Raw genomic sequence first — 19,850 nt, 5'->3', positions numbered from 1 at the left:
CCCCGGCGCGACGCTCGCGCGCCGGGGCGGGGCGGGACCGGTCAGACGGCCGGAATCGGATCGGCGCCGAAGCGGTTCGGGCCGTCGGTGCCGCGCGAGCACATCCACACGAGCAGCAGGATGCCGCCGACGACGGGAATCAGCGCGATCAGCAGGAACCAGCCCGAGCGGCCCGTATCGTGCAGGCGGCGCACGCTGACCGCGATGCCCGGAACGAGCAGCGCCAGCGAGACCAGGCAGATGACGCCGAGCAGCAGCAGGGTGATCAGGCCGCCATCGCGGCCGGCCGCGCCGATGACCTGGGCCGCGATCGAAAGAATGACGCTCAGCAGCGTGAAATACCAGTATTCGGCACGACGCGCACGGCCTTCGAATGTCGCGTATTTATTGAGTGCGGTACGAACGGCTTCGGAAAAACCCATCTTATTACCCTCCTGTTTTATATTGGCACCCCGGAAACAACGCCGGCATTATATGTTTGATTTTCACCGGACTCCATCTCTTTCGCCTGCCGGCCGGCGCTCGCCCGTTCGCATGGACGCCGATGCCGCACGGGAAAGGCCGCTCCAGCATAATTCGGTACCGCGGCCTTGCATGCCGCGTCATTTTAATAATCTTGAAGACCTGACAGAAACGACAGCCCCCGATAATCCGGCATTTGATTACATTCGAATGAAACCGCGCCCCAACGATAATCGCCTGACGTGCGCGGCATTCGATTATCTGGCCTGATCCGCCGCCTGCTGCAGCGCGGCGAGGTCGAGCTTCTTCATCGTCATCACCTGCGCCATCACGCGCTCGGCGCGCGCCGGGTCGCCCGTCATCAGTTCGGCCATCTGCACCGGCACGACCTGCCACGACACGCCGAAGCGGTCGCGCAACCAGCCGCACTGCTGCGCGCGCTCGTCGCCGCCTTCGGACAGGCGTGCCCAGTAATGATCGATCTCGTCCTGGTCGCGGCAGTTGACGACGAACGACACGGCCGGCGTGATCTGGAACACGGGGCCGCCGTTCAGCGCGACGAACGCCTGCCCGTCGAGCTCGAACGCGACGGTCATCACCGCGCCCTCCGCGCTGCCGGACGCGTGCGCGCCGGCCTTGCCGTAGCGCGCGACGTGCACGATGCGCGCGTTGTCGAACACCGACACGTAGAAGCCGGCCGCCGCCTCGGCGTCGCGGTCGAACCACAGGAACGGCGTGATGCGCTGGATACGCGGGTTCATGACGTTGTCTCCTCGATGTCGTGCCGGCACCGGTGCCGGTCTTACATCGTAGGCGCTGCGCCCGCGCGCGGCGGAAATCCGGCCCATCGGACACGCACGGCGGCGCGATAAAAAAAGGGGGCGATCGTTCGCCCCCTTTGTTCCCGCGTGCCGCCGCGCCCTGTCAGAACGCGACGAACGGCTGCGCGCCGCCGCTCGCGGTCTTGTCCATCCCGAAGTAGATCGTCTTGCCGTAGAAGTGCGGCATGCCGATGTCCAGCCAGCTGGTCGAGCCGAACGGGCCCGCGATGTCGTTGAACGCGAACGTCGACGGGTTCGAGAACAGCGAATCGGCGTTCGAGACGGGCATCGACACGACACCCGACGCGCCGTTCTGGCCGCTCAGCGTCGCCGAGTAGGTCGTCGCGGACGACGGGCAGTAGAACTCCGTGTTCCGCGAACAGACCGTCTGCGCCGAATCGTTGAAGAAATACGCGTTCGAGCCCGTATCGAAGAACGCGGTCACATTGCGCCCGAGGAACGTCGCGCTGACGTCGCCCGTCGTGGTCGACGTCAGGACCGTCTTGCCGCTCAGGCTCGGCAGGCCGAACGTCAGCGTCCCGGTCGCGCTCGCCTGCCCGTTGCTCGAGATGGCCGGCATCTGCACGCTCACGCCGTCGCTGTTCGCGAAACGATGGACCGGGTTGGCCACCTGCTGCGACAGCGGCACGAGCGCCACCGTGCAGCTCGCGTTGTCGCCGTTCGGGCACGCGTAGTAGTTGTTGCTCGACGACGTCGACGTCGCGCAGGTCGTGCCGCAATCGTACGGCGCGGGCCCGATGCCGAGGATCCCGTTCGCGCCCAGCGCACCCGCCGAGTTGGCCGACGCGCCGCCGTTCGTGCACGAGCTCGGCACGTTGGTCGTGCCGAGGTCGCCGATGATCTGTACGGGCAGCGCGCTCGCCTGCTCGATGCCGATCGACAGGTCGACCGTGCGTACCGATCCCCACGTGTAGCTCGACACGAACTTGCCGCACTCGGCCACCGGCGCGCCGCCGCTCGTCACCTGCGGCAGGCTGCCCAGCACGCCCGACACCGCGCTGCCGACGAGCCGCAGCCCGTAGGACGCGGTATCGACCAGCACGTTGTTGACCACCTGGCAGTTCGACGTGCCCGGCGCGCAGACCTTCACGCTGATGGTCGGGATGTTGATCACGTTCGCGACGCCCGTGGCGACCGTGATGACGGCGGTATTTCCGGAATTGCCGTCCGATCCGCCGGATCCGTTGTTGCCGTTGTTGCCCGTGTTGCTGCCGCCGCCGTCGCCGCCGCCGCATGCGGTGACGAGCACGGCCGTCGCGGCCGCGAGGCCCAGCACGCCGAGCCAGCGCTTGAATGTACGATGAATGCTCAAGATCGCTCTCCCGCTGTCACTGGATGTCGGTGCCGGCCAGGCCGGCCGGCAGCGCCGCCGGCAGCCACGCCTGACCCGAGAACGCGCCCATGTGGCCGCCCGTCCGGATCACGAGGCCGCTCGTGTCGACGGCCACGGGCGCACGCCAGCCGCGCGCCTTGTGCGCCGCCTGGACGCCTGCGGTGTACTGCGGGAAATAGCTGCCGAGCAGCGACGCGAGATCCGGCATCGTCGGCCCGCTCCACGCGAGGCCGAACACGCTGCCGGCGGCCGACGTGTATTCGTGGATGACGGTGCCCGACCCGAGCGTGATCTCGCGGACGGTATAGCCGGCCGTGCTCGTCTGCACGCCGTCCGCCGAACGCATCGCGCGCTGCAGCGCGCGCACGGTGGCGGCCTGATCGTCCGCGGGCGGCGACATCGGCGCGCCGCCCAATTCAGCATGTGCGTGGACGGCCCACAGCACACCCATTGCGGCCGCCGCCTGCGCGACGGTCCAGCCCAAGCGTTTCAGCTTCACGTTCCCCCCCAAGGGATTGGCTTCGTTGCGGCGGCGCCGCCATCGGGCCTGCGCCGCCTGCCAACCGATGATTCGTACGAATGACGCTACGTTGCTGCTGACGCGTAGTATGCCTGCTGAGTGTGACCAAGTGTCAATTCGACGCAGGATCACGCCGCGCCGCAGGGACGCGGCGCGCACGGGGAAACGAGGCGGGAACGGGAAAGGCGCGCGGCGGGCGCCCCGCGAAACGGGGCGCGCCGACGCGTGGCGGCAAGGTCAGAAGCCGAGGCTCGCGAGCAGGTCGTCGACCTGCCCCTGGTCCTGGACCACGTCGGATTTGCCTTCCGGCGCGATCTGCGGGCCGTTGAGCAGCGACTCGGGGCTGCCGGTCGCACTCATCTGCTCGGCCGCGAGCGCGGCCGCGGTGGCCGCGAACTGTTCGCGCCGCTCGGGCGCGATGTTCTCGACGAGCACGGTGAGGAGCTGCTGCTCGATCAGGTAAACCATGTCCATGATCTTCTTGATCACCTGCCCGGTGAGATCCTGGAAATCCTGCGCGAGCATGATCTCGAGCAGCTGCGCGCTGGTGGCCGACGTCGCCTCGGGCAACGTGCGCAGGAACGCGCGCGTATCGTCCATCAGCGCGCGCACTTCCGCGTGCTCGATCGGCGCCGCATACCACTGCGTCCAGCGCGCGTCGAGCGCCTCGGCCTCGTTCTGGATGCGCGCCTGCATCGGCTTCGCGACCTCGATCGCATTCAGCACGCGCACGGCGGCCTGCTCGGTCATCGTCGCGACGTAGCGCAGCCGGTCGCGCGCATCGGGCACGGCCTCCGCCGCGCGCTCGACGTGCTTGTCGAGCCCGAGCTCGCGCATCGAGTCGCGCAGCGTGCGCGTGACGTGGCCGATGCGCGCGAGGATGCGGTCGCTCGCGAAATCGGCGCCTTCTGGCTGGCTGTCGGCGCTGAATCCCGCGCCGGCGAGCGCCGCATGGATCGGCTCGTTCACGTCAGCTCCCGGCCTTCGCCATCTTGTCGATGATCTTGTTCAGCTTCTCGTCGAGCGTCGCGGCCGTGAACGGTTTCACGACGTAGCCGCTCGCACCGGCCTGCGCGGCCGCGATGATGTTCTCCTTCTTCGACTCGGCCGTGACCATCAGCACCGGCAGGTGCGTGAGCGTCGCGTCCGCGCGGATTTCCTTCAGCATCGCGAGGCCATCGAGGTTCGGCATGTTCCAGTCCGAGATCACGAAGTCGTAGCCGCCGCCGCGCAGCCGCGCGAGGCCGGCCAGGCCGTCCTCGGCCTCGTCGACGTTCGAATAGCCCAGTTCCTTCAGCAGGTTGCGGACGATCCGGCGCATCGTCGGGAAATCGTCCACCACCAGGATTTTCATGCTCTTGTCCATCGTCGTTCCTTTCCAGATTCGTTTCCGTCGGGACGCGTATCGTGGCACGCGCCCCGTGACATTCCATTCAAACGCGCTGCACGCGGTCGCCCATCGTCGCCAGGCGCGCCATCACGCGGCGGCTCATGTCGGCGAGCGGCGCGACCTCGTCCGCGCCCCCGAGCGCGATCGCCTCGCGCGGCATCCCGAACACGATGCAGCTGGCTTCGTCCTGCGCGAACGTGTAGGCGCCCGCGCGCTTCATTTCCAGCAGGCCGGCCGCGCCGTCACGGCCCATCCCGGTGAGGATCACGCCGATCGCGTTCTTGCCCGCGTGCGTCGCCGCCGAACGGAACAGCACGTCGACCGACGGGCGGTGCCGGTTCACCGGCGGCTCGTCCGACAGTTGCGCAATATAGTTCGCCCCGCTTCTCGCAAGCAACAGGTGCGCGTGGCCCGGCGCGATATACGCATGGCCCGGCAGCACGCGCTCGCCGTGCTCGGCTTCCTTCACCGCGATCCGGCACAGGCCGTTCAGCCGCTGCGCGAACGACTTCGTGAAGCCCGGCGGCATGTGCTGCGCGATCAGCACGGCCGGCGCATCCGGCGGCAGCGGCGTCAGCACTTCGCGAATCGCCTCGGTGCCGCCCGTCGACGCGCCGATGATGAGCAGCTTCTCGGTACTGACGAGCGGGTTGTTGATCATCGGCGCGGCCGCCGGGCTGTCGGCCGAGCGCGCGGCGGCTTGCGGCTGCGGCGCCTGGCGCACGCGCGCGCGCGACGCCGCGCGGATCTTGTCGGCGAGCTTTTCCGCGTAGTCGAGCATCCCGTCGCGAATCCCGACGCGCGGCTTCGTGACGAAATCCACCGCGCCGAGTTCGAGCGCGCGCAGCGTGATTTCGGAGCCGCGCTCGGTCAGCGACGACACCATCACGACCGGCATCGGCCGCAGGCGCATCAGCTTCTCGAGGAAGTCGAGCCCGTCCATGCGCGGCATTTCGACGTCGAGCGTGAGCACGTCGGGGTTGTGCTGCTTGATGAGCTCGCGCGCGACGAGCGGATCGGGCGCGGTCGCGCACACCGTCATGTCGGGCTGGCTGTTGATGATCTCGGTCATCAGGCTGCGGATCAGCGCCGAATCGTCGACGCACAATACTTTGATCTTCTGCACTGCGGTCATGCCTCCTGCTTTCTTGATAGGTTCGCCGCATACGGGTTCGCCGCCCGCACGCCGCCGGCACCGCCCGCGCTGCCGCCGCCGGCCGGCGCGGCGCCGCGCGCGCCGAACAGCTCGATGCGCGGGCGCGCCGCGCGCAAGCGGTCGGCCTCGCGCGCCAGCGCGGCTTCGCGCTCGGTCACGCCCGGCACCTGCAGCCGCAACTTCTTCACCATCGCGCGCCCCGTGCGCGGCATGAACGCGACCTTGCGCGGATGGACGTCCTGCAAGTCCTCCGCGGTGATGCGGATGCGTTCGAGCGCGAGGTAGCGGCGCACGAAATCCGCGTTGCGATCGCCGATGTTGATCGTCGTCATCCCGGCCAGCACGGCCGCGCCGCCGAACACCTTCGCCTCGAGGCGTTCGCGGCGCCCGCCGGCCTTGATCAGTTCGTTGATCAGCACTTCCATCGCGTACGCGCCATAGCGCATCGATTCGGACGCGGCCGCGCCCGCATCGGCGCCGTCGTCGGGCAGCATGAAGTGGTTCATCCCGCCGATGCCCGCGTACGGATCGTGAATGCACGCGGCGACGCACGAGCCGAGCACGGTCATCAGCACCATGTCCTCGGCGGTCGTGTAGAACTCGTTCGGCAACAGCTTCACGCCGGGAAGGCCGAAGTGGCTGTCGAAATAGCGATTGGTCGCGATCGGCAGTGCGCTCATCCGCGCTCTCCATAGGCAGGCACGGCGCCCGCGGCCCGCGCGCGCACGGGCGACGGCATCGCGGCCGCCGCGGGCGCCTGCGCGCCGCGCGGCCGCGCGCCCTGCGCGGCGTCGCGTGTCAGTTCGTACACCGTCTGCCCGCGCAGCCGGAACGCCTGCGTCACGTACGTGAAGTTTTCCGAATGGCCGGCGAACAGCAGCCCGCCCGGCTTCACGAGCGGCTCGAAGCGCGACAGCACCTGCCCCTGCGTCGGCTTGTCGAAATAGATCATCACGTTGCGGCAGAAGATCGCATCGAACGGCTTCGCGATCCCGTAGTCCGCATCGGTCAGGTTCAGTTGCTCGAAACGGATCATCGCGCGCAGCTCGGGGCGCACCTTCACGCGGCCTGACTGCGGACCCGTGCCTTTCAGGAAGAAGCGCTTGAGCCGCTCCGGCGACAGGTGCTTGACCTGGTCGTACGTGTAGATGCCGGCCTCCGCCTTCGCGAGCACCTGCGTGTCGAGATCGGTCGCGAGGATCGACGCGCCGCGCGCCGCCGATTCGCCGAGTGCCTCGATCAGCGTGATCGCGATCGAATACGGTTCCTCGCCGGTCGACGCCGCCGAGCACCAGACCGACACCGGCGCCGGGCGCCCTTTCACGAAATCCGACAGGATCGGGAAATGGTGCGACTCGCGGAAGAACGCGGTCAGGTTGGTCGTCAGCGCGTTGGTGAACGCTTCCCACTCGAGCGGATCGTCCTCCTGCTCGAGCAGGTCGAGGTAGTCGCGGAACGTGTCGAGGCCGCGCGCACGCAGCCGCCGGGCGAGACGGCTGTACGCCATGTCGCGCTTGTGCTCGGACAGCGAGATCCCCGCGCGTTGATGGATCAGCGCGCGAATGCGTGCGAAATCCGCGCCCGTGAACGCGAAGTCGCGCCCCGGATCCCCTGCGCGAGGCGAGGCATCCGGTGCATCGGGTCGAAACGGCGCGCGCGCGTGCGACATGGCTTAGAAGGTCTCCCAGTCGTCGTCGGACGCGCCGGCCGCCGCCAGCGCCGGCTTCTCGCCGTTCAGCGCCGGGCGCACGAGCGCGGGCTTCGCGGCCGGCTTGTCCGCCGGTGCGGCCGACTTCGCGAGGCGCGGGCCATAGCCGCCCGCGCCGGTGCCGCGGGAAGCCGTTGCATCCTTCTGCGTGCGCGCGGTGTCGGCCGTGCGCTTCGGTTCGGCGCCGGCGCCCGACGCGGCCGCACGGGCGGCCGGCGCGGCGCGCCGTGCCGGTTGTGCCGCCGCCTGAGGCGCCGGCAGCGCGGCGACCGGCGCCGCGTCGTGACGCGGCTCCGACGGCAACGCAGGCACGGCCGCCGGTTCGTGCGCGACCGGCCGCGCGACGCTGCGCGCCGGCGCGAGCGCGATGCCGCCCGCGACGCGCCAGCCCGACACGATCGCCTTCATCTGGCGCGTCTGCTCCTCGAGCGACGCGGCGGCCGCCGCCGCCTGCTCGACGAGCGCCGCGTTCTGCTGCGTGACCGAATCCATCTGGCCGACCGCGCGGTTGACCTGCTCGATGCCGGTCGACTGCTCGTCGGACGCCGCGCTGATCTCGCCCATGATGTCGGTCACGCGGCGCACGGCCTGCACGATCTCTTCCATCGTCGCGCCGGCACGCGCCACGAGCGCCGACCCGCTGTCGACCTTCTCGGTCGAATCGCCGATCAGCTGCTTGATTTCCTTCGCGGCGCTCGCGCTGCGCTGCGCGAGCGAGCGCACCTCGCCCGCGACCACCGCGAAGCCGCGGCCCTGTTCGCCCGCGCGCGCGGCTTCGACCGCCGCGTTCAGCGCGAGGATGTTGGTCTGGAACGCGATGCCCTCGATCGTGCCGATGATGTCGACGACCTTGCCCGAGCTGGCCGCGATGTCCTGCATCGTCGACACGACCTGGCCGACCACGTCGCCGCCCTGCGTCGCGATGTCCGACGCGTTCACCGCGAGCTGGCTCGCCTGCCGCGCGTTCTCCGCGTTCTGCCGCACGGTGCCCGTCAGCTGCTCCATGCTCGACGCGGTTTCCTGCAGCGACGCGGCCTGCTCCTCGGTGCGCTGCGACAGGTCGATGTTGCCGGTCGCGATCTCGCGTGCGCCGACGTCGATCGACTCGGTGCCGCGATGCACGGCCTGCACCATCGTCGTCACCGCGTCCTGCATCCGCTTGATGCCGCCGAACAGGCGGCCGATCTCGTTCGTGCTGAACACGCTCACCGGCTGCGTGAGGTCGCCGCCGGCGATGCGCTCGAAGTGCGCGATCGCGTCCTCGATCGGCTTCACGATCAGGCCGCGCAGGACGAAGCGGATCGCGATCACGACGACGAACGCGATCGCGATGCCGGCGGCGATCAGCGCGACCATCAGCGAGATCTGCGACTGCGTCGCGGCCTGACGCTCTTCCGCGCGCTTCTGCAGCGATGCGATCACGGCCGCCGCCGTCTGGTCGAACGCGACGAACATCGGGCTGATCTTCGCGTCGGCAATCGCGTGGTACGCCGCCATGTCGCCCGCGCGCGCCGCCGCGAATTCGGGCTCGACGCCTTCCTTCACGATCGTCGTGTAGCGGGCGGTGAGCTCGTCGAGGAGCGCCTGCTCGACGCCGAGCTTCGGCAACGACTGGAACGCCTGCCAGTTCTGGTTCGACTTCGCGAACAGCTCCTGCGCGCGGTCGAGCACCTTCGCCGCGTCGGCCGCATTGCCGCCTTCGGTCAGCGTACGGAAGCGGTCGAGCGCGACGCGCGAGCGCAGCAGGTGCGCGGCCGTGTCGTCCAGCGTGTGAATCGCCGGCAGGTCGACGTGCGCGATCTCGTCGAGCGAACGGCTCGCGTGATTGAGCGCGTAGAGGCCGAGCCCGCCGACCGCGGCGGCCAGGCACACGAGAATGAGTCCGACCGCGGTGAGCGTCGTACGGATCGACCAGTTGTGCAACATTGCAGATTCTCCCGAAATTGCTGCGCGCGCGGCGCGCTTACCCGCCGAGTGTCTCGATCAGCGCCATTTCACGGCTCGACATCAGCTTCTCGATGTCCATCAGGATCAGCATCCGGCCGTCGACCGTGCCGAGGCCGGTCAGGTACTCGGTCGTCAGCGTCGCGCCGAATTCCGGCGCCGGCATGATCTGGTCGGTCTGCAGCGTCAGCACGTCCGACACGCCGTCGACCACCATCCCGACCACGCGGTTCGACACGTTCAGGATGATCACGACGGTCTGGTGGTCGTACTCGACGCGGCCGAGATGGAACTTGATCCGCATGTCGACGATCGGCACGATGATCCCGCGCAGGTTGATCACGCCCTTGATGAACTCCGGCGCGTTCGCGATGCGCGTGACGCTGTCGTAGCCGCGGATTTCCTGCACTTTCAGGATGTCGATCCCGTATTCCTCGTCGCCGAGCGTGAACACGAGGAATTCCTGGCCCGTCGCGTCGCCCTGCTCCGCGTCGCGGCGGCTCGTTGCCGCGTTCGCCGCGGCCGGATTGATCATTTGGACTTCAGCAGACACGTTTGCCCCCAATCGGTTGATGGCGAGAGTCAGAACATCGCGAGCTCGGCGCCGGCACGGGCGCCGTGCGTCGCACGGGTTTCACGGTTCAGCGCCGCGACGTCGACGATCAGGGCGACGCTGCCGTCGCCGAGGATGGTCGCCGCCGAGATGCCGTGGACCTTGCGGTAGTTGGTTTCGAGGTTCTTCACGACCACCTGCTGCTGGCCGACCAGCTCGTCGATCAGCATCGCGAAGCGGCGGCCCTCGGTTTCCATGATCGTGACGATCCCCTGCGTCGGGTCGGTGCGCGCGTCCTCGACCGAGAACACCTCGTGCAGCGCGACCAGCGGCAGGTATTCGCCGCGCACGCGCACCACGCGCTCGCCGTTGCCGACCGTGTAGATGTCGTCGGTCGACGGCTGCAGCGACTCCATCACGAAGTTCAGCGGCAGGATGAAGATCTCGCTGCCGACCTTCACCGACATCCCGTCGAGGATCGCGAGCGTGAGCGGCAGCACGATCCGCGTGGTCGTGCCGCGGCCGGCCTGCGACGTGATCTCGACGTGGCCGCCCATCGACTGGATGTTGCGCTTCACGACGTCCATCCCGACGCCGCGGCCCGACACGTCGGTCACCGTCTCGGCCGTCGAGAAGCCCGGCGCGAAGATCAGCTGCCAGACTTCGTCGTCGCTGATGTTGTCGGACACCTGCATGCCCTGCTTCGCGGCCTTTGCGAGGATCCGCTCGCGGTTCAGGCCCGCGCCGTCGTCGCTCACCTCGATCACGATGTTGCCGCCGTGATGCGCGGCCGACAGCACGAGCTGGCCGACCGCATCCTTGCCGGCGGCGACGCGCTTGTCGACGGTTTCGATCCCGTGGTCGAGGCTGTTGCGCACGAGGTGGGTGAGCGGATCGATGATCCGCTCGATCAGGCTCTTGTCGAGCTCGGTCGCCTGGCCGAACGTGACGAGCTCGACCTGCTTGCCGAGCTTGCCGGCGAGGTCGCGCACGAGGCGCGGGAAGCGGCTGAACACGTAGTCCATCGGCATCATGCGGATCGACATCACCGCTTCCTGCAGGTCGCGCGCGTTGCGCTCGAGCTGCGCCATCCCATTGAACAGGCGGTCGTGCAGCGCCGGATCGAATGCGCTCGCGGTTTCCGCGAGCATCGCCTGCGTGATCACGAGCTCGCCGACGAGGTTGATCAGCTGGTCGACCTTCTCCACGCCGACGCGAATCGAGCTGCCTTCGGCGCCCGCGGCGGCGGCCGCGGCCGGGCGCGCACGCTTGTCGTCGTGGTGCGCGGCGGCCGGCGCCGCGTGTTCGGCCGGCGGTTGCGGCGCGGGTTGCGGCGGCTGGGCCGGTGCGGCCGCGGCGGCCGGCTCGGCGGGCGCCGGCGCGGCCGGTTGCGGCGCGGCGGCCGGCGGCGCGAACACCTCGACGCGCGCCGGTTGCGCGGCGGCGGCCGGTTCGGCAACCGGCGCCGCCGTGTCCTGCGCGGCAGCCGGCGCGGCCGGTGCGGCCGGCGCCGTGCCGTGCGCGACGCGGATCTGGCTTTCGTCGATCACGAAGCAGCACACGGCGACGATGTCGTCGGACGGCACATCGGATTCGAGCCACAGCGACAGGTCGGCGCCCGCTGCCTCGCGGCCGACGATCCGGCCGAGGTTGCCGAGTTCCTCGGTGAGCAGCGCCTGGTCCTTCGCGTCGACACCCACCAGCGTGATCTTCAGGTGCGGGCCGCCCGCGCCCGCGTCCGCGTCACCCGCCGGATGCGCGGCCGCGACGGCCTGCTCGACCACGTGATCGGGCGCGCGCTCGCCACCGGCGGCGGGTTCCGCGGCCGGAGCGGCGGCAGCGGGTGCGGCCGCGGGCGCAGGTGCCGGCGCGGCGGCCGCCGCCGGTTCACCCGCGCCGCTCTCGGCCTTCAGCCGTTCGAGCTTCGCGCAGATCGTCGCGGCAGCCGCCGCGTCCGGTTCGGCGCTCGCGCGGTAGTCCGCGAGCTGGTCGGACAGCACGTCCTTGGTCTCGAGGAACGCGTCGACCATCTCCTTGGTCAGCGTCAGCTCGTGGTTGCGCGCGCGGTCGAGCAGCGATTCGAGGATGTGCGTCGTATCGGTCAGCGCGGAAAAGCCGAACGTCGCCGCGCCGCCCTTGATCGAATGCGCGGCGCGGAAGATCGCGGCCAGGTCTTCGGGGTCGGGCGAGTCGACGTCGAGGTTCAGCAGCAGCTGCTCCATCTGCGCGAGCAGCTCGTCCGCTTCGTCGAAAAAGGTCTGGTAGAACTGAGTGATGTCGAGAGTCATGCCCGGTCACCGGTTGAATTCGTCGCGTTCATGTCAGGATGCGGCCGGCTCGGAGAGCGTCGCGACCAGGTCGACCAGCACGGCCGGGTCGATCGGCTTCTCGATCCAGCCCGTCGCGCCCGCGTCGCGCGCGGCATCCTTGAAGGCATCGCTGCCCTCGGTCGTCAGCACGAGGATCGGCGTGTCCGCATACGCGGTCAGCTTGCGCAGCGCGGCGATCACCTCGAGCCCGTTCTTGCGCGGCATGTTCTGGTCGGTCAGCACCAGGTCGTACGGCGCGGTCGCGGCCATGTCGAAGCCGGCTTCGCCGTCCGGCGCCACCGTCACGTCATAGCCGGCCTGTGCAAGCGTCGCCTGCAGCAGGGCGCGCATGGTCGCGGAGTCGTCGATGGCGAGAATGGTTCGGATCATGTCTGTCTCGGAGCGGGTCTTGTCGATATCAGGGTTTCGGCACCGCGACGGCGGACGCCGCGAGCGCGGGGCGCACGGCCGGCGCCGCGCCGAGCTGCTGCGCGAGCTGCTTCGAGCCGGCCGCATCGGCCGACAGCGTCGTGGTCGTCGCGTCGTCGCGCATCAGCGCCTCTTCGGATTTGCGGTTCAGCACGATCACGCTGATCCGGCGGTTTTCCGGATCGAGCGGGTCGGCCTTGTTCAGGTTCTGCGTCGACGCGAGGCCGAGCACGCGCAGCACTTTCGCCTCGTCCATGCCGCCGGAGATCAGCTCGCGGCGCGACGCGTTCGCGCGATCGGCCGACAGCTCCCAGTTGCTGTAGCCGCCCTCGCCGCCCGCGTACGGCACGGCGTCGGTGTGGCCCTGGACGATGATCCGGTTCGGCACGTCGTTCAGCGTCTTGCCGATCTCGCGCAGGATGTCGCGCATGTACGGCTCGACGCGGTCGCTCGACATCGCGAACATCGGCCGCTTCTGCGAATCGACGATCTCGATGCGCAGCCCCATCAGCGTCGAATCGATGCGGATCTGCTGCTTGAACTGGCGCAACGTCGGATTCGCCTCGATCGCGGCCATCAGCTTGATCTGCAGGTCGTGCAGGCGCGCCTGCTCGAGCCGGTCCTGCGCGCCCTGCGCCTGCGAGCGCGTGTTGTCGTCGCCGGCCTTCGCGACGCGATCGGCGAGCTGCGTCGAGCCGTCGGTGCGGCGCAGCGTGCCGGCGTCGACGCTCGACAGGTCGCGGCCGCCGGCGTTGAGGATGCTGGAGTCCTGCGAATTGCGGTCGCCGCTGCCGAACAGCGCGGCCTTCAGCGGCGTGTTGAAGTATTCGGCGATGCCCTTCAGCTGCACCGGCGTGACCGAGCTCAGCAGCCACATCAACAGGAAGAACGCCATCATCGCGGTCATGAAATCCGCGTACGCGAGCTTCCATGCGCCGCCGTGGTGGCCCTTCTTCGCCGGGGCCACCCGCTTGACGACGATCGCGCGATCCTTGCTCTTGCTCATCGTGCGCTCCGCGTCACTTCGCCTTCACGCGGCGCACGTGCTCTTCGAGCTCCGAGAACGACGGGCGCTCGGTCGAGAACAGCACCTTGCGGCCGAACTCGACGGCAATCGCCGGCGCATAACCGTTCAGCGTCGCGAGGATCGTCACCTTGATGCACTGGAACATCTTCGTCGACTCGGCGACGCGCTGCTCCGCCAGGCTCGCGAGCGGCCCGATCAGCCCGTACGACAGCAGGATCCCGAGGAACGTGCCGACCAGCGCCTGCGCGATCATCGCGCCGAGCACCGCGGGCGGCTTGTCGGCCGACGCCATCGTGTGGACCACGCCCATCACGGCCGCGACGATGCCGAACGCCGGCATCGCGTCGCCGACGCGCATCAGCGCGTGCGCGGGGCCTTCGCCTTCCGCGTGGTGCGTCTCGATCTCCTCGTCCATCAGGCTCTCGATCTCGAACGCGTTCATGTTGCCGCCCACCATCAGGCGCAGGTAGTCGGTCAGGAACTCGACGATGTGATGATCGGCGAGGATCTTCGGGTATTGCGTGAAAATCGGGCTCTTTTCCGGATCGTCGATGTCGGCCTCGAGCGTCAGCGTGCCTTCCTTGCGCGCCTTCGCCAGCAGCACGTAGAGCAGCGCCATCAGCTCCATGTAGACGTCCTTCGTGTACTTCGACCCTTTGAAGAGGGTCGGCAGCACGCGCAGCGTGGCCTTGATGGTCTTGCCGCCGTTGCCGAGGATGAATGCGCCGACGCCGGCGCCCACGATCATCAGGATCTCGACCGGCTGGATCAATGCGCCCAGATGCCCGCCTGCCAGCGCATAGCCGCCGAAGACGGACAACAGCGTCACGAGTGTTCCCACGATAATCAGCACTGCCTGTCCCTCACGAAAGACCGGCGGGAAGACCGCCGTTAAACAGGTTTACGGCAGTCGGCAGGAAAACTTTCGCGGCCGCCCGGCGGCGGCCCGGCAGTGTTTACCAGCACGGCACGGACGATTCGCGCGGCCCGCGGCAACCGCCCGCGCCCCGCCCGGCGGCGCTCAGGCCGCGGTGGCAGCCAGTTCGGCGCGCGCGGCGGCGGCCTTGCGGGTCTTGCCGGCACGCGACGGCGGCTGGCAGAGGCCGCACACGAAACCTTGATGCGGATCATGCGCATGCGCGACGAAGTGGCCGCCGCAGCGCGTGCACGGGGTCATCTGCAGCATCCCCGAATCGAAGAAGCGCACGAGCGTCCATGCCCGCGTGAGGCTCAGCGCGGCCTCGTCGCCGGACAGGTTCACGTGCTCCTGATAGAGCCGGTACGCCTTCACGATCGACTGGATCGGCTCGCAGCGGCCGTGGTCCTGCATGAACCGGTAGATGTTGTAGAACAGCGACGAGTGGATGTTCGGCTGCCACGTCATGAACCAGTCGGTCGAGAACGGCAGCATCCCCTTCGGCGGCGACACGCCCTTCAGTTCCTTGTACAGCTTGATCAGACGGTCCCGCGACAGGCTCGTCTCCGCCTCCAGCAGCTGCAGCCGGGCGCCCAGTTCGATCAGTTCGATGGCGAGGGTGATTTCCTTCACCTCGATCACGACGCTTTTGCTTGCCATGGTGATAACCGTCCGCTTGACGTTGTTCGAATGGATGGCCAATACGCTGCCCTCCGGCGCGGTACGCCGGGACACAACGCAAGGCGGGATGGATCAGCGGACGCCTTCGACCTGCTGCCCGGCCATCAGGATGGCCGAGTGGGCGTGCGCGACGACATCGCTACGGCCCTTGTCGGCGAGCGACGACAGCAGCGCGTGATCGTCGAAGCGGAAGCGGCACAGCATCTGGTTCGACGCGGCGAGCTTCACGGTCTGTGCGAGCGTGAGGTTGGCGAGCACGTCGGCGAGTTCCTGGGAAATTCCCATGCGGAACATGCCCATCGCCTTGTCTTCCCGCAGCAGGCGCTGCGCGAGGAGGAGGTACGACAGGTTGACCTCTTTGATCTCACTGAGCATTTCGCTGGTAGCGCTCATGATTCCCCCGTTATAAGAGCTTTGCTTTGGCCATTCGTGTTATGAAAACGTTTGCTCGATCGGAGCGCTCCTGGCGCACTGTCGGCTCGTTTATAGTCTTACAGGGCGAATTTTGGCCAAACGCCATTTATGTCGGTATCAGCGAAGTGGCGTATGCCATGCAGGATTTGTCTGTAAACCGTGTAGGAATTTTTCCGACAAAGCGAATTGAAAGGGGCAATCGGGAAAGCGGATGACAGCGCGCATTCGGCTGCGAGGGTGCCGATGGCCGCCCGCTCGATGGCGGAAGGCTTGCCGGCAGGGCTGCCGACAATCGGATCGGTAAAAATTATAGTGGTTTTTCACGATCGCGCAACAATAGTTGCGGCCATCTCGATTCATGATTCCGCGCCCTTTTTCTCGGGGTTTTCGCGTATTTCATCGTGTAACAAGCCTTAAGTGTTTGAAAAAACACTCGAACCCCGCAGGGCGATATCGATAATGGACTCCAATGGGCGGCGGCGCGAGCCGTGCCGGCCCGCCCCGCAGCTTGCCGTCCGGCGCCCCGCGCACCCCGTCCAGGGCCCGGCCACGTACGCCAGACGCGTGCGTCGGCGAGTTCCGCAACGTTGTATGGGATCCGCGTCGGCGCGATGGCGCCCACGGATCGAAAACCGGAGAACACCGATGCGAATTGCCCAGATCGCGCCGCTTTACGAAGCCGTTCCGCCGAAACTCTACGGCGGCACCGAGCGTGTCGTGTCCTACCTCACCGAGGCGCTCGTCGAACTCGGCCACGACGTGACGCTGTTCGCCAGCGGCGACTCCGTCACGTCGGCCCGTCTCGAGGCGGCGTGGCCGCGCGCCCTGCGGCTCGACCCGTCGATCCGCGATTCGATGGCACCCCACATGCGGCTCCTCGAGCAGGTGGCCCGGGTCGCGCACGAATTCGACGTGCTGCATTTCCACCTCGACTACCTGCCGTTCCCGCTGATGTCGCGCCTCGACACGCCGTACGTGACGACGTTGCACGGCCGCCTCGACCTGCCCGAGCTGCAGCCGGTGTTCGACGCGTTCCCGGACGCGCCGGTCGTGTCGATCTCGAACAACCAGCGCAAGCCGCTGCCGCAGGCCGCGTGGGCCGGCACCGTGTATCACGGGCTGCCCGACACGCTGCTGACGCCGCAGCCGGGCGTGAAGCCCGAATACCTCGCGTTCCTCGGCCGGATCTGTCCCGAAAAGCGCGTCGACACCGCGATCCGGATCGCCGCGCAAAGCGGGCTGCCGCTGAAGATCGCCGCGAAGGTCGACAAGGCCGACGCCGACTATTTCAAGGAAGTGATCGAGCCGCTGCTCGGCCAGGCGCACGTCGAATTCATCGGCGAGATCAACGAGGCGCAGAAGCCCGCGTTCCTGTCCGGCGCGAAGGCGCTGCTGTTCCCGATCGACTGGCCGGAGCCGTTCGGCCTGGTGATGATCGAGGCGATGGCCTGCGGCACGCCGGTCGTCGCGTTCAACCGCGGCTCGGTGCCGGAAGTGATCGAGGACGGCGTGACCGGCTTCATCGTCGAGGACGTGCAGGGCGCGGTCGGGGCGCTGCACCGGATCGACACGCTGTCGCGCACCGCGATCCGCCAGCGTTTCGACACGCGTTTCAGCTCGAAGGCAATGGCGCAGCGTTATGTCGAAACTTACGAATCGCTTTGCGCGGCGGCCAAGCAACCGGTATTGCGCCGGGTCGCGAGCGCCTGACGCGGAAATCCGCGCGGAAATACTCAGCAAAATCCGCGCCGAAATCGGCGCGTAAAACAAAAGAGCCGCATCGACGATGCGGCTCTTTCTTTTCGGCTTCCGGTCATTCGATCAGGAAACGATCGCGGTTTTTCCCGACGATCCAATTCGGCGGCTTGCCGCGCCCGCTCCAGGTTGCACCCGACTTCGGATCGCGGTATTTCGGCGGCAGCGGCGCCTTCTTCGGCGGGCGCCCGCGCCGTGCCCGTTCCGCGAAGCCCAGGTCCTGGGCCGTCAGGCCGTATTCCGCAATCATTCGCTGGACGTCGGCAATGACCGCCGCCACTTCCTGGCGGCGCACGTCGTCCGCCTGAGCCTGCAGATCAGCGATCTGCGCCTTGAGTTTCGCGTATTGAGACATTTTTCGACTCCCCTTTTCGATGATGCGGCCCCGGCGAATCCGGCCGGGACGCCAACACCCGTTACGTCATCCGCACTGCCGCCCTGCCCTTCGAAATAAATACTGTCATCTTTAACCGATTCGGCTTTATCGAGAATGCGGACTTATTCTAATAAAAGGCATTCGTCAGCCATTCAAATTTAACAATCGTTGACCCTCCCGGACGCGATTCATTTCCTATAATCCAGACCAATTCCGGGCGAGGGATTAAATCCGCAGTGTCGTCCGGTGGTCTTCAACCCACTTGAACGAGGTCCTTACATGAATCTTTCTCAGCGTCTCGCTGCAGAGGTATTCGGCACGTTCTGGCTGGTGCTCGGCGGGTGCGGAAGCGCCGTGCTGGCCGCCGCCTTTCCGGGCCTCGGCATCGGCTTTGCCGGCGTCGCACTTGCCTTCGGCCTGACCGTGCTGACGATGGCATTCGCAATCGGCCACATCTCGGGTTGCCACCTGAATCCGGCGGTGAGCGTCGGCCTGACGGTCGCCGGCCGCTTCCCGGCACGCGATCTCGCTCCGTACATCGTCGCGCAGGTCGTCGGCGCCACGCTCGGCGCGTTCGTGCTGTACCTGATCGCCACCGGCAAGCCGGGCTTCGACGTCGTCGGCAGCGGCTTTGCGACGAACGGCTTCGGCGATCGCTCGCCCGGCCACTACTCGCTGAGCGCATCGTTCATCTGCGAAGTCGTGATGACGGGCTTCTTCCTGTTCGTGATCCTCGGCGCGACCGACAAGCGCGGTGTGCCGGCCGGCTTCGCGCCGATCGCGATCGGCCTGTGCCTGACGCTGATTCACCTGATCTCGATCCCGGTCACCAACACGTCGGTGAACCCGGCGCGCTCGACCGGCCCGGCGCTGTTCGTCGGCGGCGACGCGATCGGCCAGCTCTGGCTGTTCTGGGTGGCGCCGATGATCGGCGCGGTACTCGCAGGGATCATCTACCCGCTGGTCGCCGGGCGTGACGACGCCGTCGACCTGCTTCCGGCATCGGCTCGCACAAGCGAATAAAACACTACGGGGTCAAGCGAGCAGAGCAGCGAGCCTCACGCTGTCCAACAACATCGAGGCAGGCAATTTCGACGGGCGCCACTGGCGCCCGTTTTTCATTTCCGCACGGGACACGCGCCCGGGGCCGGACGCTCAGGAAGCGGCGACGTTGTCCTCGAGCGAAAACAGCGAGCGCAGGTGCCGGGCGACCCCCGCATCGAAGTTGTTGCCGATCCGCGGAATGTGCGGCAGCCGCGCGACCAGGTCGGGGTTCGCGTTGTTCATCATGAACGCGTGACCGGCGGTTTCGAGCAGGTCGATGTCGTTCATGTTGTCGCCGAACGCGATGCAGTGGCCGGTATCGACGCCGAGCCGCCCGAGCACCGTGCGCAGCGCGCGGCCCTTCGATACGTTCGCGGTCATCACTTCCAGACAGTCGGGCAGCGAATACGTGACGTACAGCGCATCGCCGAAGCGCACGCGCATCTGCTCGGCGACGACCGCCAGATCGGCCGGCTCGCCGATATACAGCACCTTCGCGATATCGGCGCCGTCGTGCGCGGCCATGTCGATCACGTCGTAGCGGAAGCCCGAATCCTGGTGGAAGTCGAGCAGGTGCGGCGCGTCGCGGTCGATCAGCCAGCCGTCGTTGGTGAACAGGTTGACGATCGTGCGGCCATGCGCGCCGGTGACCTCCGGCCGCACGAGGCTGCGGACGATCGCGGGATCGATGTCCTGCGCGTGAATCGTCGTGTCGTCCGGCGCATGCACGCGCGCGCCGTTCGACGTGATCAGGTACGGCCGGATGCCGAGCACGTCGCGAATGCCGGCGACGTCCGCGTAATGGCGCCCCGTCGCGATCACGAACTGCAGGCCGTCGCGGTCGAGCCGGCGGACAGTGTCGATCGTGTACGGATCGAGCTGGTGGTCGCTGTTCAGCAGGGTACCGTCGAGATCGGTGGCGATGACTTTGTACATGGGACGGGAGAATGGCGCACAGGACGCTGCGGAATCGCCATTTTAACGTCGTGCC

General features: G+C 67.7%; 21 protein-coding genes. 2 read left to right on the top strand and 19 right to left on the bottom strand.

Annotation, left to right across the window (positions count from 1 at the left end; all coding sequences use genetic code 11):
* Nucleotides 1–41 precede the first annotated feature (41 nt).
* The 17 genes from AC0KUR_RS30215 to flhD all read right to left on the bottom strand — a co-directional run bounded on the left by AC0KUR_RS30215 (nucleotide 42) and on the right by flhD (nucleotide 15,663).
* Entirely contained in the window at nucleotides 42–422 is a 381-nt protein-coding gene (locus AC0KUR_RS30215; RefSeq protein WP_034188075.1) for a DUF805 domain-containing protein, read from the bottom strand.
* A gap of 297 nt (nucleotides 423–719) precedes the next feature.
* Complete coding sequence (locus AC0KUR_RS30210; RefSeq protein WP_473376794.1) at nucleotides 720–1,223, bottom strand: VOC family protein; 504 nt, start codon at nucleotides 1,221–1,223, stop codon at nucleotides 720–722.
* A 163-nt stretch (nucleotides 1,224–1,386) separates the two neighbouring features.
* Complete coding sequence (locus AC0KUR_RS30205) at nucleotides 1,387–2,616, bottom strand: DUF3443 family protein (RefSeq protein WP_473376793.1); 1,230 nt, start codon at nucleotides 2,614–2,616, stop codon at nucleotides 1,387–1,389.
* 16 nt (nucleotides 2,617–2,632) lie between these two features.
* Nucleotides 2,633–3,136 (bottom strand): DUF2844 domain-containing protein, encoded by a 504-nt coding sequence (locus AC0KUR_RS30200; RefSeq protein ID WP_034188078.1) that lies wholly within the window; start codon nucleotides 3,134–3,136, stop codon nucleotides 2,633–2,635.
* Between the two features lie 258 nt (nucleotides 3,137–3,394).
* Nucleotides 3,395–4,126: a protein phosphatase CheZ gene (gene cheZ / locus AC0KUR_RS30195; protein WP_034188079.1), complete on the bottom strand. Its 732-nt coding sequence runs from the start codon at nucleotides 4,124–4,126 to the stop codon at nucleotides 3,395–3,397.
* 1 nt (nucleotide 4,127) lies between these two features.
* Complete coding sequence (cheY, locus tag AC0KUR_RS30190) at nucleotides 4,128–4,523, bottom strand: chemotaxis response regulator CheY (protein ID WP_006485893.1); 396 nt, start codon at nucleotides 4,521–4,523, stop codon at nucleotides 4,128–4,130.
* A gap of 67 nt (nucleotides 4,524–4,590) precedes the next feature.
* Complete coding sequence (locus AC0KUR_RS30185; RefSeq protein WP_034188080.1) at nucleotides 4,591–5,682, bottom strand: protein-glutamate methylesterase/protein-glutamine glutaminase; 1,092 nt, start codon at nucleotides 5,680–5,682, stop codon at nucleotides 4,591–4,593.
* Nucleotides 5,679–6,383: a chemoreceptor glutamine deamidase CheD gene (cheD, locus tag AC0KUR_RS30180; protein WP_473376792.1), complete on the bottom strand. Its 705-nt coding sequence runs from the start codon at nucleotides 6,381–6,383 to the stop codon at nucleotides 5,679–5,681. The genes AC0KUR_RS30185 and cheD overlap by 4 nt, the downstream gene beginning before the upstream one ends.
* Nucleotides 6,380–7,372, bottom strand: a complete 993-nt coding sequence (locus AC0KUR_RS30175) for a CheR family methyltransferase (RefSeq protein WP_034188082.1) — start codon at nucleotides 7,370–7,372, stop codon at nucleotides 6,380–6,382. The genes cheD and AC0KUR_RS30175 overlap by 4 nt, the downstream gene beginning before the upstream one ends.
* Before the next feature lie 3 nt (nucleotides 7,373–7,375).
* A complete protein-coding gene (locus tag AC0KUR_RS30170) occupies nucleotides 7,376–9,337 on the bottom strand; it encodes a methyl-accepting chemotaxis protein (protein ID WP_473376791.1) in 1,962 nt (653 codons plus the stop codon).
* Nucleotides 9,338–9,374: 37 nt separating this feature from the next.
* Complete coding sequence (cheW, locus tag AC0KUR_RS30165) at nucleotides 9,375–9,890, bottom strand: chemotaxis protein CheW (RefSeq protein WP_006486165.1); 516 nt, start codon at nucleotides 9,888–9,890, stop codon at nucleotides 9,375–9,377.
* A 47-nt stretch (nucleotides 9,891–9,937) separates the two neighbouring features.
* Nucleotides 9,938–12,196, bottom strand: coding sequence for a chemotaxis protein CheA (gene cheA / locus AC0KUR_RS30160; RefSeq protein WP_034188084.1), 2,259 nt, complete (start codon nucleotides 12,194–12,196; stop codon nucleotides 9,938–9,940).
* A 33-nt stretch (nucleotides 12,197–12,229) separates the two neighbouring features.
* A complete protein-coding gene (locus AC0KUR_RS30155; RefSeq protein WP_034188085.1) occupies nucleotides 12,230–12,607 on the bottom strand; it encodes a response regulator in 378 nt (125 codons plus the stop codon).
* 28 nt (nucleotides 12,608–12,635) lie between these two features.
* A complete protein-coding gene (gene motB / locus AC0KUR_RS30150; protein ID WP_034188086.1) occupies nucleotides 12,636–13,652 on the bottom strand; it encodes a flagellar motor protein MotB in 1,017 nt (338 codons plus the stop codon).
* Between the two features lie 13 nt (nucleotides 13,653–13,665).
* Nucleotides 13,666–14,526 (bottom strand): flagellar motor stator protein MotA, encoded by an 861-nt coding sequence (motA, locus tag AC0KUR_RS30145; RefSeq protein ID WP_011350592.1) that lies wholly within the window; start codon nucleotides 14,524–14,526, stop codon nucleotides 13,666–13,668.
* Between the two features lie 168 nt (nucleotides 14,527–14,694).
* Nucleotides 14,695–15,249: a flagellar transcriptional regulator FlhC gene (flhC, locus tag AC0KUR_RS30140; RefSeq protein ID WP_034188087.1), complete on the bottom strand. Its 555-nt coding sequence runs from the start codon at nucleotides 15,247–15,249 to the stop codon at nucleotides 14,695–14,697.
* 93 nt (nucleotides 15,250–15,342) lie between these two features.
* Nucleotides 15,343–15,663 carry a flagellar transcriptional regulator FlhD gene (gene flhD, locus AC0KUR_RS30135; RefSeq protein WP_011350590.1) on the bottom strand — a complete coding sequence of 107 codons (321 nt, stop codon included), beginning with the start codon at nucleotides 15,661–15,663 and terminating at the stop codon, nucleotides 15,343–15,345.
* 666 nt (nucleotides 15,664–16,329) lie between these two features.
* Here flhD and AC0KUR_RS30130 point away from each other — a divergent pair.
* The gene (locus AC0KUR_RS30130) at nucleotides 16,330–17,394 is read left to right on the top strand and encodes a glycosyltransferase family 4 protein (RefSeq protein ID WP_034188088.1); all 1,065 of its coding nucleotides are present in this window, start codon (nucleotides 16,330–16,332) and stop codon (nucleotides 17,392–17,394) included.
* 103 nt (nucleotides 17,395–17,497) lie between these two features.
* Here AC0KUR_RS30130 and AC0KUR_RS30125 read toward each other — a convergent pair whose 3' ends face one another.
* Nucleotides 17,498–17,794 (bottom strand): H-NS histone family protein, encoded by a 297-nt coding sequence (locus AC0KUR_RS30125; protein ID WP_006489320.1) that lies wholly within the window; start codon nucleotides 17,792–17,794, stop codon nucleotides 17,498–17,500.
* Between the two features lie 300 nt (nucleotides 17,795–18,094).
* On the opposite strand from AC0KUR_RS30125, the gene aqpZ reads away from it, so the two are divergent.
* On the top strand, nucleotides 18,095–18,838 hold the full coding sequence (gene aqpZ / locus AC0KUR_RS30120) for an aquaporin Z (RefSeq protein ID WP_034188089.1): 744 nt from the start codon (nucleotides 18,095–18,097) through the stop codon (nucleotides 18,836–18,838).
* Nucleotides 18,839–18,970: 132 nt separating this feature from the next.
* Here aqpZ and AC0KUR_RS30115 read toward each other — a convergent pair whose 3' ends face one another.
* On the bottom strand, nucleotides 18,971–19,795 hold the full coding sequence (locus tag AC0KUR_RS30115; RefSeq protein ID WP_473376790.1) for a Cof-type HAD-IIB family hydrolase: 825 nt from the start codon (nucleotides 19,793–19,795) through the stop codon (nucleotides 18,971–18,973).
* Between the last annotated feature and the right edge of the window lie 55 nt (nucleotides 19,796–19,850).

The sequence above is a fragment of the Burkholderia sp. YHN3-13 genome, from assembly GCF_055810675.1.
Note: the sequence above shows the minus strand (reverse complement) of the source record. Positions and strands in the feature narration are given on the sequence as shown.